Origin of the sequence: Citrobacter sp. Cu233 (assembly GCF_030332225.1) — a bacterium.
Lineage (GTDB): Bacteria > Pseudomonadota > Gammaproteobacteria > Enterobacterales > Enterobacteriaceae > Citrobacter.
Window position 1 is genome coordinate 662,124 of sequence record NZ_JAOWIF010000028.1, and the last position, 15,408, is coordinate 677,531.

The 15,408-nt window shown below is 50.8% G+C and carries 16 protein-coding genes; 12 read left to right on the forward strand and 4 right to left on the reverse strand.

Annotated features, from left to right (window positions below; translation table 11 throughout):
* The first annotated feature begins 60 nt into the window (after positions 1-60).
* The 8 genes from citC to rna all read left to right on the forward strand — a co-directional run bounded on the left by citC (position 61) and on the right by rna (position 7,728).
* On the forward strand, positions 61-1,137 hold the full coding sequence (citC, locus tag OGX95_RS03970) for a [citrate (pro-3S)-lyase] ligase (RefSeq protein ID WP_286628381.1): 1,077 nt from the start codon (positions 61-63) through the stop codon (positions 1,135-1,137).
* Positions 1,134-1,430, forward strand: a complete 297-nt coding sequence (gene citD / locus OGX95_RS03975) for a citrate lyase acyl carrier protein (protein ID WP_005120843.1) — start codon at positions 1,134-1,136, stop codon at positions 1,428-1,430. Before citC ends, citD begins: the two co-directional genes overlap by 4 nt.
* Positions 1,427-2,335 (forward strand): aldolase/citrate lyase family protein, encoded by a 909-nt coding sequence (locus tag OGX95_RS03980; protein WP_137384520.1) that lies wholly within the window; start codon positions 1,427-1,429, stop codon positions 2,333-2,335. The genes citD and OGX95_RS03980 overlap by 4 nt, the downstream gene beginning before the upstream one ends.
* A 9-nt stretch (positions 2,336-2,344) precedes the next feature.
* A complete protein-coding gene (gene citF / locus OGX95_RS03985; protein WP_040232565.1) occupies positions 2,345-3,877 on the forward strand; it encodes a citrate lyase subunit alpha in 1,533 nt (510 codons plus the stop codon).
* Between the two features lie 3 nt (positions 3,878-3,880).
* Positions 3,881-4,435, forward strand: coding sequence for a citrate lyase holo-[acyl-carrier protein] synthase (gene citX / locus OGX95_RS03990; protein WP_286628382.1), 555 nt, complete (start codon positions 3,881-3,883; stop codon positions 4,433-4,435).
* On the forward strand, positions 4,404-5,309 hold the full coding sequence (gene citG, locus OGX95_RS03995; protein ID WP_286628383.1) for a triphosphoribosyl-dephospho-CoA synthase CitG: 906 nt from the start codon (positions 4,404-4,406) through the stop codon (positions 5,307-5,309). Before citX ends, citG begins: the two co-directional genes overlap by 32 nt.
* A gap of 25 nt (positions 5,310-5,334) precedes the next feature.
* On the forward strand, positions 5,335-6,798 hold the full coding sequence (citT, locus tag OGX95_RS04000) for a citrate/succinate antiporter CitT (protein WP_003022114.1): 1,464 nt from the start codon (positions 5,335-5,337) through the stop codon (positions 6,796-6,798).
* 123 nt (positions 6,799-6,921) lie between these two features.
* Complete coding sequence (rna, locus tag OGX95_RS04005) at positions 6,922-7,728, forward strand: ribonuclease I (RefSeq protein ID WP_286628384.1); 807 nt, start codon at positions 6,922-6,924, stop codon at positions 7,726-7,728.
* Positions 7,729-7,769: 41 nt separating this feature from the next.
* Here rna and OGX95_RS04010 read toward each other — a convergent pair whose 3' ends face one another.
* Both OGX95_RS04010 and OGX95_RS04015 read right to left on the reverse strand, forming a co-directional pair.
* Positions 7,770-8,393: a flavin reductase family protein gene (locus OGX95_RS04010; protein ID WP_286628385.1), complete on the reverse strand. Its 624-nt coding sequence runs from the start codon at positions 8,391-8,393 to the stop codon at positions 7,770-7,772.
* A 96-nt stretch (positions 8,394-8,489) separates the two neighbouring features.
* Complete coding sequence (locus tag OGX95_RS04015) at positions 8,490-9,320, reverse strand: alpha/beta fold hydrolase (protein ID WP_286628386.1); 831 nt, start codon at positions 9,318-9,320, stop codon at positions 8,490-8,492.
* Between the two features lie 273 nt (positions 9,321-9,593).
* Here OGX95_RS04015 and rnk point away from each other — a divergent pair, with 273 nt between their 5' ends.
* Complete coding sequence (gene rnk / locus OGX95_RS04020; protein WP_005120853.1) at positions 9,594-10,004, forward strand: nucleoside diphosphate kinase regulator; 411 nt, start codon at positions 9,594-9,596, stop codon at positions 10,002-10,004.
* Positions 10,005-10,198: 194 nt separating this feature from the next.
* A complete protein-coding gene (uspG, locus tag OGX95_RS04025; RefSeq protein ID WP_005120854.1) occupies positions 10,199-10,627 on the forward strand; it encodes a universal stress protein UspG in 429 nt (142 codons plus the stop codon).
* A gap of 122 nt (positions 10,628-10,749) precedes the next feature.
* On the opposite strand, the gene ahpF is transcribed toward uspG, so the two are convergent.
* Both ahpF and ahpC read right to left on the reverse strand, forming a co-directional pair.
* On the reverse strand, positions 10,750-12,315 hold the full coding sequence (ahpF, locus tag OGX95_RS04030) for an alkyl hydroperoxide reductase subunit F (protein WP_286628387.1): 1,566 nt from the start codon (positions 12,313-12,315) through the stop codon (positions 10,750-10,752).
* A 240-nt stretch (positions 12,316-12,555) separates the two neighbouring features.
* On the reverse strand, positions 12,556-13,119 hold the full coding sequence (ahpC, locus tag OGX95_RS04035; RefSeq protein WP_002894394.1) for an alkyl hydroperoxide reductase subunit C: 564 nt from the start codon (positions 13,117-13,119) through the stop codon (positions 12,556-12,558).
* A gap of 374 nt (positions 13,120-13,493) precedes the next feature.
* On the opposite strand from ahpC, the gene dsbG reads away from it, so the two are divergent.
* Complete coding sequence (gene dsbG, locus OGX95_RS04040) at positions 13,494-14,240, forward strand: thiol:disulfide interchange protein DsbG (protein WP_286628388.1); 747 nt, start codon at positions 13,494-13,496, stop codon at positions 14,238-14,240.
* A gap of 203 nt (positions 14,241-14,443) precedes the next feature.
* Positions 14,444-15,346 (forward strand): DNA-binding transcriptional repressor CitR, encoded by a 903-nt coding sequence (citR, locus tag OGX95_RS04045; RefSeq protein ID WP_286628389.1) that lies wholly within the window; start codon positions 14,444-14,446, stop codon positions 15,344-15,346.
* Positions 15,347-15,408 lie beyond the last annotated feature (62 nt).

Consider the following 15,408-nt stretch of genomic DNA (forward strand, 5'->3'; position numbering starts at 1 on the left):
TAAACAGAGCAACAAAAACAGAAACCCAGTAACAAATATACCATCGGGGCTCTATTTACTATGTTCGGTAATAATATATTCACGCAAGTTAAACGCTCAGAAAATAAAAAGATGGCGGTTATCGCTCAATTTCTGAAAGAGAACGATTTGAGCGTTGATACCACCGTCGAAGTATTTATCACCGTCACCCGTAACGACCGCCTAATCGCTTGTGGCGGTATCGCCGGCAATATCATTAAATGCGTCGCGATCTGTGAATCCGTTCGCGGTGAAGGCTTAGCGTTGACGCTGGCGACTGAGTTAATCAATCTCGCCTACGAGCGGCATTGCACCCATCTCTTCATCTATACCAAAACCGAGTATGAGTCACTGTTTAAGCAGTGCGGTTTTTCGACGCTGACCAGTGTGCCCGGCATTATGGTGCTGATGGAAAACAGCACCACTCGCCTCAAACGTTACGCTGAATCACTGACAAAACAGCGCCGTGAAGGGAAAAAAATTGGCTGTATCGTGATGAACGCCAACCCCTTCACCAACGGGCACCGTTTTCTGATCCAACAAGCCGCCGCACAGTGCGACTGGCTGCATGTGTTTTTGGTGAAAGAAGATACTTCGCGTTTCCCATATGAAGACCGACTGGACCTGGTACTCAAAGGGACAAAAGATATTCCACGTTTAACCGTACACCGCGGTTCGGAATACATCATCTCTCGCGCCACGTTCCCGTGCTACTTCATTAAAGAGCAGAGCGTTATTAACCACTGCTATACCGAAATAGACCTGAAAATTTTCCGTCAGTACCTGGCACCGGCACTCGGCGTTACGCACCGTTTCGTCGGTACTGAGCCGTATTGCACCGTCACCTCCCAGTACAACAACGATATGCGCTACTGGCTGGAGACCCCAACACTTCCCGCCCCGCCGATTGAACTGGTGGAAATTGAGCGGCTGTGTTTCCAGGAGATGCCGATTTCCGCCTCCTGGGTGCGCAAGCTGCTGGTTAAAAAAGATCTCACGGCTATCGCATCCCTGGTTCCCGAAGCCACGCTGCACTACTTGCAAAGCATGGTTGAGCGAACCTCATCGGCTGCGACAGTCCGCCAAAATACCCCCGCATTAGCAACAGGTGAAAAATGAAAATAAACCAGGCAGCCGTCGCAGGCACTCTCGAGTCCGGTGATGTGATGATCCGCATCGCCCCGCTCGATACGCAGGATATTGACCTGCAGGTTAACAGTAGCGTCGAAAAGCAGTTCGGTGATGCCATCAGGGCCACCATTCTGGACGTTCTGTCCCGCTATAACGTCCGCGGCGTGCAATTAAATGTTGATGATAAAGGCGCACTGGACTGCATTTTACGTGCGCGACTGGAAGCATTACTGGCCCGTGCCAGCGGCATTCCGGCACTGCCATGGGAGGATTGCCAATGATTTCCGATTCTTTACAACAACGTAAATCCCGCACACGTCGCAGCATGTTGTTCGTACCAGGCGCTAACGCCGCAATGGTCAGCAACTCATTCATCTACCCGGCAGATGCGCTGATGTTCGACCTGGAAGACTCCGTCGCTCTGCGGGAGAAAGACACTGCGCGCCGCATGGTATATCACGCGCTGCAGCATCCGCTGTATCACGATGTTGAAACTATCGTGCGCGTTAACGCCCTCGACTCCGAATGGGGCATCAATGACCTCGAAGCCGTCGTACGCGGTGGCGCTGACATCGTGCGTTTACCCAAAACGGATACCGCCCAGGATGTCACCGATATCGAAAGCGAAATCCTGCGTATTGAAAACGCCTGTGGTCGTGAACCCGGCAGCACCGGTCTGTTAGCCGCTATCGAATCACCATTAGGTATTACCCGCGCGGTAGAAATTGCCCACGCTTCCGAGCGTCTGATCGGTATTGCCCTCGGCGCAGAAGACTACGTACGTAACCTGCGTACCGAACGCTCCCCGGAAGGCACCGAACTGCTGTTTGCACGTTGCTCAATTCTGCAGGCTGCGCGTTCCGCCGGCATTCAGGCGTTCGATACCGTCTATTCCGATGCCAATAACGAAGCGGGTTTCCTGCACGAAGCAGCACACATCAAGCAACTGGGTTTTGATGGTAAGTCGCTCATCAACCCGCGTCAGATTGAACTCCTGCACAACCTGTATGCCCCGACGCGCAAAGAGCTGGCTCACGCACGTCTGGTGGTAGAAGCCGCTGAAGCCGCCGCCCGTGAAGGCCGTGGCGTCGTTTCCCTGAACGGCAAGATGGTCGACAGCCCGGTTATCGAGCGCGCCCTTCTGGTTATCTCCCGTGCAGAACTTTCCGGCATTCGCGAAGAATAAGGCAAAAAAATGACGCAGAAAATCGAACAGTCTCAACGACAGGATCGCGTGGCGACCTGGAGCCGTCATGCAGAAAGCGAGCTTTCCGCTTATCAGAGCACCGCAAAAGTTGAATTACAGGCGCAAAAACCGCGTAACAAAAAGCTGTGCGCTAACCTGGAAGAGGCCATTCGCCGTTCAGGCTTACAGGATGGCATGACCATCTCCTTCCACCACGCTTTCCGTGGTGGTGATCTGACGATCAACCTGGTGATGGATACCATCGCGGCAATGGGCTTTAAAAACCTGACGCTGGCTTCCAGCTCCCTGAGCGACTGCCATGCGCCGCTGGTTGAACACATTCGTCAGGGTGTCGTCAGCCGTATTTATACTTCTGGTCTGCGTGGCCCGCTGGCAGAAGAGATCTCTCGCGGTCTGCTGGCTGAACCTGTTCAGGTCCACTCTCACGGTGGTCGTGTACACCTGGTACAAAGCGGCGAGCTCAACATTGATGTCGCCTTCCTCGGCGTGCCGTCCTGTGACCCGTTTGGTAACGCCAACGGTTACACAGGTAAAGCCTGCTGTGGCTCACTGGGCTACGCTCGTGTCGATGCTGAAAACGCAAAACAGGTTGTCCTGCTGACCGAACAACTGCTGACCTACCCGCATAATCCAGCCAGCATTACCCAGGATCAGGTGGATCTGATTGTACAAATCGACCAGGTCGGTGATGCTGACAAAATTGGTGCTGATGCGACCCGCATGACCACCAACCCACGTGAACTGCTGATCGCCCGCAGCGCAGCAGACGTTATTGCTAACTCCGGCTACTTCAAAGAAGGTTTTTCATTGCAGACAGGAACCGGCGGCGCGTCTCTGGCCGTTACCCGTTTCCTGGAAGACAAAATGCGCAGCCGCGACATCCGTGCTGACTTTGCGCTGGGCGGCATCACTGCCACCATCGTTGACCTGCATGAGAAAGGCTTAATCCGCAAACTGCTGGATGTGCAGAGCTTCGACCGTAATGCGGCAGAATCTCTGGCACGCAATCCAAATCACATTGAAATCAGTGCTAACCAGTATGCCAACTGGGGCTCAAAAGGCGCCTCTGTCGATCGTCTGGATGTCGTGGTACTGAGCGCACTTGAAGTGGATACCAACTTCAACGTTAACGTACTGACCGGTTCTGACGGCGTACTGCGCGGCGCATCCGGTGGCCACTGTGATACAGCGGTTGCCGCAGCGCTTTCCATCATCGTCGCACCGCTGGTTCGTGGGCGCATCCCGACGCTGGTTGATAACGTCCTGACCTGCGTAACTCCGGGTTCCAGCGTTGATATCCTGGTCACTGACCACGGCATCGCCGTCAACCCTGCACGCCCTGAGCTGGCAGAACGTCTGCAAGAAGCTGGCATGAAAGTGGTGTCCATTGAATGGTTGCGCGAACGTGCGCAGCAACTTACCGGCCAGCCACGCGCAATTGAATTCACCGACCGCGTCATTGCCGTAGTGCGTTACCGCGATGGTTCAGTGATTGACGTTGTGCATCAGGTGAAGGAATAAGCCATGCACCTGCTCCCTGAACACGCCACCTGCCACGCGGTTTCCATTCCCGAGCTGCTCGCCAGCCGTGATGAGAGACAAGCGAGGCAAAATGCCTGGCTCACGCGTCATCACGCGCCATTGGTCTCTTTTACCGTGGTAGCGCCAGGCCCGATCAAAGACAGCGAATTAACCCGTCGCATCTTTAATCACGGCGTCATCGCCTTGCTTGCGCTGGCGAAACAATCATCCTGGATTGTCAGGGAGCAAACTGCGCTGGTCTCCGCCAGCGGTCCGGAAGGTCTGTTGTCCATCGAGGCGCCAGCCCACGACCTCAAGCTCGCCACTATCGAGCTTGAGCATTCACATCCGCTGGGACGGTTATGGGACATCGATGTCCTGACCCCTGAAGGAGAAATCCTGTCCCGCCGTCATTTCGCGCTTCCTGCCCGCCGCTGTCTGTTGTGCGAGCAAAGCGCTGCCGAATGTGCGCGGGGTAAAACCCACGCACTTTCCGACTTACTTATTCAAATGGAGGCACTGCTGCATGATGCCGATTCCCGCAACATCGACGAATAACGCAGTCCTTCCACTGGATCTGCCCGACGCCTACGCCACGCTTGCCTGGCGCGCCATGCTGACTGAAGTCAACTTATCGCCCAAACCGGGTCTGGTGGATCGCATTAATAACGGCGCACATAAAGATATGGCGCTGGAAGATTTTCATCGCAGCGCAGAGGCTATCCAGGCCTGGCTGCCACGTTTTATCGAATACGGCGCATTCAGCGCGCAGTTGTCACCCGAAGATGTACTGAAAGGACTGCGTCCGCTGGGTATGGCCTGCGAAGCCGATATGTTTCGCGCCACCGCTGGGGTGAACACCCATAAAGGCAGCATCTTTTCTCTGGGACTGCTGTGTGCCGCCATTGGCCGCCTGCACCAGCTCCAACTGACTGTTACCGCTGAAACCATTTGCTCTACGGCAGCAACATTTTGCCGAGGCCTGACCGAGCGCGAACTGCGCCAGAACAATCAACAACTCACGGCTGGCCAACGTCTTTATCAGCAACTGGGATTAACCGGCGCACGGGGCGAAGCCGAAGCGGGATACCCGCTCGTCATTCAGCATGCCCTGCCGCACTACCGCGCACTGCTGACTCAGGGTCGCGACCCTGAACTGGCATTACTCGACACATTATTGCTGCTGATGTCTCTCAATGGCGACACCAACGTGGCTTCACGTGGCGGCGCTGAGGGTCTGCGGTGGATACAACAGCAGGCCACCACATTATTGCAGCAAGGGGGAATTCGTACCCCTGCCGATCTCCATTACCTACGCCAGTTCGACCAACAGTGCATCGAACGCAACCTCAGCCCTGGAGGCTGCGCCGATCTGCTGATCGTCACCTGGTTCTTAGCTCAGATTTCGCAAGTTCATCATTATCACAATTAAAGATCCTTTCCGGAGAATCACACACATGTCTTTAGCAAAAGATAAAATATGGAAGTTACTGGCCCCATTGGTCGTGATGGGTGTCATGTTTCTAATCCCCGTCCCTGATGGAATGCCTCCACAGGCCTGGCACTACTTTGCCGTGTTTGTGGCAATGATCGTCGGTATGATCCTCGAGCCAATCCCGGCAACGGCGATCAGCTTTATCGCCGTCACGATCTGCGTTATTGGCAGCAACTACCTGCTGTTTGATGCTTCCGAACTGGCTGATCCGGCGTTTAAAGCGGGTAAGCAAGCGCTGAAATGGGGTCTGGCAGGCTTCTCCAGCACCACCGTGTGGTTGGTGTTCGGTGCATTTATTTTCGCACTGGGTTATGAAGTCACCGGTCTGGGTCGTCGTATCGCATTGTTCCTGGTGAAATTCATGGGTAAACGTACCCTGACGCTGGGCTATGCGATTGTTATTATCGACATCCTGCTGGCACCGTTTACACCGTCCAACACCGCGCGTACCGGTGGTACAGTGTTCCCGGTTATCAAAAACCTGCCGCCGCTGTTCAAATCCTTCCCTAACGATCCTTCCGCACGCCGTATCGGCGGATATCTGATGTGGATGATGGTTATCAGTACCAGCCTGAGCTCCTCTATGTTCGTTACCGGCGCTGCGCCAAACGTACTGGGTCTGGAATTCGTCAACAAAATTGCCGGTATTCAAATCAGCTGGTTGCAGTGGTTCCTCAGCTTCCTGCCAGTCGGTATTATTTTGCTGATCGTTGCGCCGTGGCTTTCTTACGTGCTGTACAAACCGGAAGTCACCCACAGTGCTGAAGTTGCAGCATGGGCCGGTGATGAACTGAAAGGCATGGGTAAACTGACCCGTAAAGAGATAACGCTGATCGGTCTGGTACTGCTCAGTCTGGGCCTGTGGGTATTTGGCGGCAAGCTGATTGACGCCACCGCAGTGGGTCTGCTGGCAGTCTCCCTGATGCTGGCTCTGCATGTTGTCCCGTGGAAAGACATTACTCGCTATAACAGCGCATGGAACACCCTGGTCAACCTTGCCACTCTGGTGGTAATGGCCAACGGTTTAACCCGTTCTGGTTTCATCGACTGGTTTGCCAACACCATGAGCACGCATCTGGAAGGTTTCTCGCCTAACGCGACAGTAATCGTTCTGGTACTGGTGTTCTACTTTGCTCACTACCTGTTTGCCAGCCTTTCTGCACACACCGCCACCATGCTGCCGGTTATTCTGGCGGTAGGTAAAGGTATCCCGGGCGTTCCAATGGAACATCTGTGTATCCTGCTGGTACTGTCCATCGGTATCATGGGCTGTCTGACTCCGTATGCAACTGGCCCTGGTGTTATCATCTATGGCTGTGGTTATGTGAAATCCAAAGACTATTGGCGTTTGGGTGCTATCTTCGGTGTCATCTACATCTCAATGCTGCTGCTGGTCGGCTGGCCGATTCTGGCAATGTGGAGCTAATCCGCGCACTTTACACATAGTCAAAACACATAGCTAAAATGATGCCAGTCAGCTAAACCTGACTGGCATTTTTTATGATTAAATAGATGATATTCAGAATTTATATAAGTGTCCGAATTCATCATGACATCAACATGGCGTTCTTTTTCTTTACTGGCAGCGCTTCTGCTGCCGGTTTCAGTAGCCGGAGCCTCCCAACTTGAGGCCAAACAGTACGGTGATTTTGACAGCTACGTGCTGGCCCTTTCCTGGCAAACCGGTTTTTGTCAGAGTCAGCATGAGCGTAATCGTCAGGAGCCTGACGAATGCCGTTTGCAAAAGGAGACCGACAATAAAGCAGATTTTCTGACGGTTCATGGCCTGTGGCCCAGCCTGCCAAACTCAATTGCCGCACGCGGTGTAGATAATCGCCGTTGGATGCGTTTTGGCTGCGCAACACGCCCCATCCCCAACCTGCCTGAAGCTCGCGCCAGCCGCAAATGCGCCGCACCGGAAACCGGTCTGTCACTGGAGAGTGCGGCGAAGTTGAGCGCCGTCATGCCCGGTGCTGGCGGAACATCTTGTCTGGAACGTTATGAGTATGCCAAACATGGTGCCTGTTTTGGTTTTGATCCCGATGCGTACTTCGACACCATGGTGCGGTTGAACAATGAGATTAAGAGTAGCGAGACGGGCAAGTTTCTGGCGGATAACTACGGCAAAACGGTTAGCCGTAGCGCATTTGACGCCGCATTCGCTAAAAACTGGGGCAAAGAGAATATCAAAGCAGTGAAGCTAAGTTGTCACGGCAACCCCGCTTATCTGACGGAGATCCAGTTTTCATTGAAAGCCGATGCCATCAACCAACCTTTATCATCCCGTTCATTCCTGCCGCAACCCCATCCGGGTAACTGCGGTAAACAGTTTATTATCGACAAAACGGGATACTAAACAGGGAGACCGACGCGCAAACCAGGCGTCGGTCTGACGGCTTAACGTTTTGGCCGAGCATCCGGACGCACCAGATCAAAGCGATGTGATTCATCAATTGAATAATACGCACCTGGCCCACCTGCACGCAGTACCGGGTTCGCTTTCGCCGTCTGGTAGATGCCCTCTTCCAGCAGCGATTCATCAATGTGGATACCGACCACCTCACCCAATATCAGCCAGGTTTCAACAAGCGTGCCATCTGCGGTCGTTAATTGCAGGCTCTGAGATAAACGACACTCAAAATTGACGGGACTTTGTGCCACGCGCGGCACATTAACTAACCGACTCTCTGCTTTGCAAAGCCCTGCGGCAAAAAACTCATCCTCGCCGTGAGGCAGACTGGCCGACGTTTCGTTCATCGCACTGGCCAACTCAAGGGTGGTCAGGTTCCAGACAAACTCACCTGTTTCGATAATATTCTGCACGCTGTCTTTCCAGCCGCTGCTGGCAAAGCCGATAATCGGCGGATGATAGTTAAAGCAGTTAAAAAAACTGTACGGTGCCAGATTATGCCGACCGTTGCTGTCACTTGACGCAATCCACCCAATAGGGCGCGGCCCAATAATGGCATTGAGCGGGTCATGTGGCAGGCCGTGTCCCTGCGACGGTTGATAGAAATACATCGTTTTCTCTGGTGAAGTTAGCCTCTGCTAAGCATAAATTATGCTTCGCTCATCCCCCTGACGGAAGAGGATCAGCGTAGAACAATCCACGAACGATTACGACTGGATAAAGCCGAGTAGATCGGCGTTGATCTGATGTTTATGGGTGGTGCAAATACCGTGAGATCCTCCGGCATACACCTTCAACTGTGCATCTGGTAGGATTTCTGCCGCGACCTTACCGCAGGTTTCAAACGGGACAATCTGATCGTCATCACCATGAATCACCAGCGTCGGGATGGTCATTTTTTTGAGATCTTCACGCAAGTCTGTTTCCGAGAAAGCATGTATACAGTCGTACAGTGCTTTAATTGATCCCTGTAAGCCCTGCTCGACAAAACTTTCGCGGACAGCCTTCGATTCCTTTGTACCCGGTCGATTGTAGCCATAGAATGCGGCCGTCAACTCATAGAAAAAGGCGGCACGATCGTTCACAACGCCTTCACGAATGCTATCGAACACCTCCCTCGGTACACCATTCGGGTTAAAGTCGGTTTTAATCATGATGGGTGTTACCGCACCAATGAGTACCGCTTTTGCTACCCTCTGCGTCCCATGGCGGCCAATATAACGAGCAACTTCGCCACCGCCGGTAGAGTGCCCGACATGCACAGCATCTTTGAGATTGAGATACGCGGTAAGTTCGGCCAAATCGTCAGCATACTGATCCATATTATTGCCATCCCAGGGTTGGGCCGAACGCCCATGCCCCCGTCGGTCATGGGCTATCACACGAAATCCTTTCGACCCGAGAAACAGCATCTGATCTTCAAACGCATCGGCAGTCAGCGGCCAACCATGGCTGAACACAATGGGCTGGCCGCTTCCCCAGTCTTTGAAATGCAAATAGCTGCCATCTTTTAAGGTAAGTTTGTCGTACTGGCTCATGAGATCTCCTGTCGAGGAACACTGAGTTGTCGTGGCGCGCCCGCAGCGAGCGCTTAAAAAGCATAATGCAAATTTGAGAACGATCACGTTTTTTGCCTCCCCCTTCATCTGCAGCAATATTGATGATTTGCCTGAATGTGAACTAAATCACTTCAAACCAGGGGTAAGTCTCAGTATCATCATAAAAGCTAAACCCTTGCCGCCTGACGGTGAGGGTTTTCTTTTGGGATTATTTACCTGCGCATCCGCAGTATCGACGACATGGAGTAATAAATGTCCAGACCAACTATTATCATTAACGACCTCGATGCGGAACGCATTGACCGCCTGTTGGAGCAACCTGCGTTTGCTGGTTTACCGATAGCGGACGCATTAAACGCTGAACTGGATCGCGCCCAAATGTGTTCCCCGGAAACCATGCCGCACGACGTGGTGACCATGAACAGCCGCGTGAAATTCCGCAATCTGAGCGATGGCGAAGTGCGTGTACGTACTCTGGTATATCCGGCCAATATGACTGACAGCAGTACACAGCTTTCGGTCATGGCGCCAGTCGGTGCAGCACTTCTGGGTCTGCGCGTTGGCGATACGATCCATTGGGAATTACCGGGCGGTACATCGACCCACCTCGAAGTCATCGAGCTTGAGTACCAGCCTGAAGCTGCAGGCGACTACCTGCGCTAACTCTGTCTTATCAAAGCGACTCGCTTTATCTTACAGGGGATGCATCCGCATCCTCTTTCCGCTTCCCCCTGCTTTCTTTCATTTACTGCACTTCCTTTTCTCCTGTTTGCAAAACATTAATCTGTGTCGTGACTGACAGAATCATTTTTAATACTATGCTGTTATGTGTTCATGTAATGACAAGGAGAATGTTTATGTACAACACAATCATAATGCCTGTTGATGTATTCGAAATGGAACTGAGCGACAAGGCTGTTCGCCATGCAGAATTTCTGGCACAAGATAAAGGGGTGATCCATCTGCTGCATGTACTGCCGGGTTCTGCCAGTCTGAGTCTGCACCGTTTTGCCGCTGACGTTCGTCGTTTTGAAGAGCATCTGCAACACGAAGCGGAAACCCGTCTGCAAACGATGGTCGGTCACTTCAGTATCGATCCTTCCCGCATTAAGCAGCACGTTCGCTTTGGTAGCGTGCGTGATGTGGTCAACGAGTTGGGTGAAGAGTTGAATGCAGATGTGGTGGTCATCGGATCACGCAACCCATCAATTAGCACCCATCTGCTCGGCTCTAATGCCTCCAGCGTTGTCCGCCACGCCACTCTGCCAGTGCTGGTTGTTCGCTAATAAAAAAAGAGGCTACCTTCCGGTAGCCTCTTCATTCTACAAACCGATGAAATCCCATTTGTAGGCCCGATATGCTTGTGCTATCGGGCATTTCGCTTCTTTTGCAGGTGAGTCTTACTTTCTTATACGGTTGTGGTGCGAATCAGATAATCAAATGAACTCAGTGAAGCTTTCGCGCCCTCGCCAGTAGCGATGATGATCTGTTTGTACGGTACGGTTGTACAATCCCCCGCAGCAAAAACCCCCTTCACGCTTGTTTCACACTTAGCATCGATAATGATTTCACCCATGCGGTTACGCTCAACGGCGCCTTCCAGCCAGTTCGTATTCGGCAACAGGCCAATCTGCACAAAGATACCCGCCAGTTCCACATTGTGGATATCACCGCTAACGCGATCGCGATATTCCAGACCGGTGACTTTAGTGCCGTCGCCTTTCACTTCTGTGGTTTGTGCATTCAAAATGATATCGACGTTTTTCAGACTGCGGACCTTATTCTGCAGAACCTGATCGGCCTTCATTTCCGGGGCAAACTCCAGCAACGTCACGTGTTCAACGATACCGGCCAGATCGATAGCCGCTTCAACACCGGAGTTACCACCGCCAATCACCGCGACACGCTTACCTTTAAACAGCGGGCCATCACAGTGCGGACAGTAGGTTACGCCCTTGGTGCGATACTGATCTTCACCCGGAACATTCATGTTGCGCCATTTTGCGCCGGTAGCAATGATGATGCTGCGTGCTTTCAACACCGCGCCGGAAGCCGTTTCAATCTGATGCAAACCACCTTCCTGTGCCGCCGGAACCAGCTTGCTCGCACTCTGGCTATCAATAACATCAACATCGTAATCATCAACGTGTGCTTTCAGCGCGCCAGCCAGCTTCTGGCCTTCGGTTTTCGGTACAGAGATGTAGTTTTCGATATCAACGGTATCAAGAACCTGACCGCCAAAGCGTTCGCCCATCAAACCGGTGCGAATACCTTTACGTGCAGAGTACACCGCAGCCGCTGCCCCGGCAGGACCCGAACCGACGATCAGCACATCGTAAGCATCACGCTGATTCAATTCTTCCGCTGCGCGTTTTTCTGCGCCAGTATCCACTTTCGCTACGATTTCAGTCAGCGTCATACGGCCCTGACCAAACTCTTTACCGTTCATATAGACCGCCGGAACGCCCATCACGTTACGGTCGGTAATTTCGTTCTGGAATGTACCGCCATCAATCGCCGTATGTTTGATACGCGGGTTCAGCACAGACATCAGGTTCAGCGCTTGCACCACATCCGGGCAGTTATGGCAGGACAGTGAATAATAGGTTTCGAACTCAAAATCGCCGTCAAGGTCGCGGATCTGCTCCAGCAGTGACTGTGCCTCTTTCGACGGATGACCACCTGTCCACAACAGCGCCAGAACCAGAGAGGTAAACTCATGGCCCAATGGAGAGCCAGCAAAACGTGGCCCCTGGTGAGAACCCGGATTGGTGATCAGGAACGATGGCTTACGTACGGCCAGAGTATTGTCTTCTTTAAAGGTGACTTTTTCTGACAGTTCAGCAATTTCAGTCAGCAGTTCCTTGATTTCTGCCGATTTAGCGCTGTCATCCAGCGTAGCAATCAGCTCAACAGGTTTGGTCAGTTTCTCAAGATAAGCCTTGAGTTGGGTTTTCATATTTGTGTCGAGCATTATTCTTCCCTCTCTGAAAACATCATCATGCAAGCCGAATTCGTTCAGGCAGTCTGAATACGTTTGCATCATGGTGTTGGAATAAAACGGGCGCGACGCACCCGCTTAAGGATTAATTCGCAAGAATTTCGTGTTACAGGCAGGCGGCAAGCTTATGAATCCCCGGGAGCTTACATAAGTAAGTGACCGGGGTGATTAAGCGTAGCCAACGCACCTGTAGCGCGAAAGGCGTAGCGAATTTTAGATTTTACCAACCAGGTCCAGAGACGGAGCCAGAGTTGCTTCGCCTTCTTTCCACTTAGCCGGGCAAACTTCGCCTGGGTGGGAAGCGACATACTGTGCAGCTTTAATTTTGCGCAGCAGGTCAGACGCATCACGGCCGATACCTTCAGCGGTAACTTCGATTGCCTGGATGATACCTTGCGGGTCAACAACGAATGTTGCACGGTCAGCCAGACCTTCATCTTCACGCATGTTGTCGAAGTTACGGGTCAGGGCGCCAGTCGGGTCGCCGATCATCGCATATTTGATTTTCGCGATGGTTTCAGAGCTGCTGTGCCATGCTTTATGAGTAAAGTGAGTGTCGGTAGAAACAGAGTAAACGTCCACACCCAGTTTCTGCAGTTCTTCGTAGTGGTCAGCAACGTCACCCAGTTCGGTCGGACATACGAAAGTAAAATCAGCCGGGTAGAAGAAGAAGACACTCCAGCGACCTTCGGTATCTTTCTCAGTGACTTCGATGAACTCACCGTTTTTGAACGCCTGGTTTTTGAAAGGTTTAATTTTGGTATTAATCAAAGACATTTGTACTTCCTCCGTGTTTTCGTTGAGGGATAAGTTAACGAAAATCATTGATAAGGGCTAATGCGTTTCCTTTATCAAATCAATAAGCGTTAACTAACAACCAACTCAACCGCATTTTGTAAACCCTGTTCTAAAAGTAAAAAAGGCTCCCTTTGCAGGGAGCCTCATTACCCGAGTTACCCGCAAGTAACTTCAGTGCCAGCAGAACTGGCTATGTGTTGCGCTCTACATTACCTTAACCAAGGTCGTAACAGCGATTGGGATTACATCACCCAACTACAGAAAGGGCAATCGACAGAGTGTCGATCTTACCTATGGCTGCGATAGGTTTTGCAATTTAACTCCCTTTCCTTCTGATTTTATAAGGAAAATCAATGTTTAAACGTACATTACTCTTAGCTCTGCTCCCTGCTGTCGTCCATGCTGAAGAGCTTCCTGCCCCTGTTAAAGCGATTGAGAAACAGGGCATTACAATTTTGAAGCCGTTCGACGCCCCTGGTGGCATGAAAGGGTACCTGGGCAAATACCAGGACATGGGGGTCACTATTTATGTCACGCCTGATGGAAAACATGCGATCTCCGGCTACATGTATAACGAGAAAGGTGAAAACCTGAGCAATACGCTGATAGAAAAAGAAATCTATGCACCTGCCGGGCGCGAGATGTGGCAAAGAATGGAAAAAGCGTCGTGGATTCTGGACGGCAAAAAAGACGCGCCGGTTATTGTGTATGTGTTTGCCGATCCCTTCTGTCCGTACTGCAAACAATTCTGGCAACAAGCACGTCCGTGGGTTGAGTCCGGCAAAGTTCAATTACGCACGCTGTTGGTCGGCGTGATTAAGCCCGAAAGTCCGGCAACCGCTGCGGCCATTCTGGCAAGCAAGGACCCCGCTAAAACCTGGCATGACTATGAAGCCTCTGGTGGGAAAATGACGCTGAACATCCCGGCGTCGCTCCCTCCTGAGCAGATGAAGGTATTGAATATCAATCAAAAATTGATGGATGATTTGGGAGCCAATGTAACGCCTGCTATCTATTACATGAGCAAAGACAATACGTTACAGCAGGAAGTAGGGTTACCTGATGAGGATAAATTAAATATTATCATGGGTAATAAATAAAGGTAATAAAATGAGTGGTTGTTATGGTTCTCATTTCAATCACTCATCATCATTTATTTTTCTCGTAAAAAGAACGCTGGCCGTGCTACTTTAGTATTAGTTAATTATTCATTAAGCACACAAACATAATTTTTTAGAATGATTAACGTTTAAAATATTAGCAAATCGAATTTTCAAAACCTAACCATTACACTAAGGTATGTATGGCAAACCTCTATGATCTCAAGAAATTTGATCTCAACCTGCTGGTCATTTTTGAATGTATTTATCAACATTTAAGCATCAGTAAAGCAGCTGAAACACTGTTCATTACGCCATCTGCCGTCAGCCAGTCACTACAGCGGTTACGCACTCAGTTTAATGACCCCCTGTTTATTCGTTCCGGCAAGGGAATTACCCCGACTGTGACAGGGATAAATCTTCATCACCATCTCGAAAACAATCTCAATAGTCTGGAGCAAACAATCAGCATAATGAACAGCTCTAACCTGAAAAAGAAATTTATCATTTACAGCCCACAAATTATAATTGCAACACGTGTGATGGACATTATTCATCATCTCAGAGATGATTCCAATATCGAAATAGAGCACCATGACATATTAATGTCAGCACAAACTGCCGAAGACTTACTGGCATATCGTAAAGCTGATTTGATTATTACACTGTCGCCAATTAATAACCGGTCAGTGATATGCACACCTTTCAAATCCAGTGACTGCGTCCTGGTTTGCCGTAGCGCGCACCCCAGAATCAATGAATCCAGCTCTTTTGAACACATACTGGAAGAGCAGTTCACTTATTTTCTATCTGAAGATCCAGGCATTAAAGCATTCCAGTCAAAAGCGAACGCTTTCCTGACTAATCGTCGCATTGGGTTTTGTAGCAACTCGCTGGTCTCTATTGCCAATATTATTGCCAACACGGATATTATTGGTCTGATACCCGTAGAGGTTTATCACTTTTACTCTCCCATCCTTAAGCTTAAAAAAATAAATATTGATGTTAATCCCCCATCAATACAGCTCTTCTTAATGTATAACCGGGCATCTCTCAGCAATAATGGATTCGCTGAATTAATCAAAAAAATCACACATAATGATTAATAAATGGATAACATAGCACGTCATTAAACACATTAATTTATAGCATGCAAAACAAAAAAACA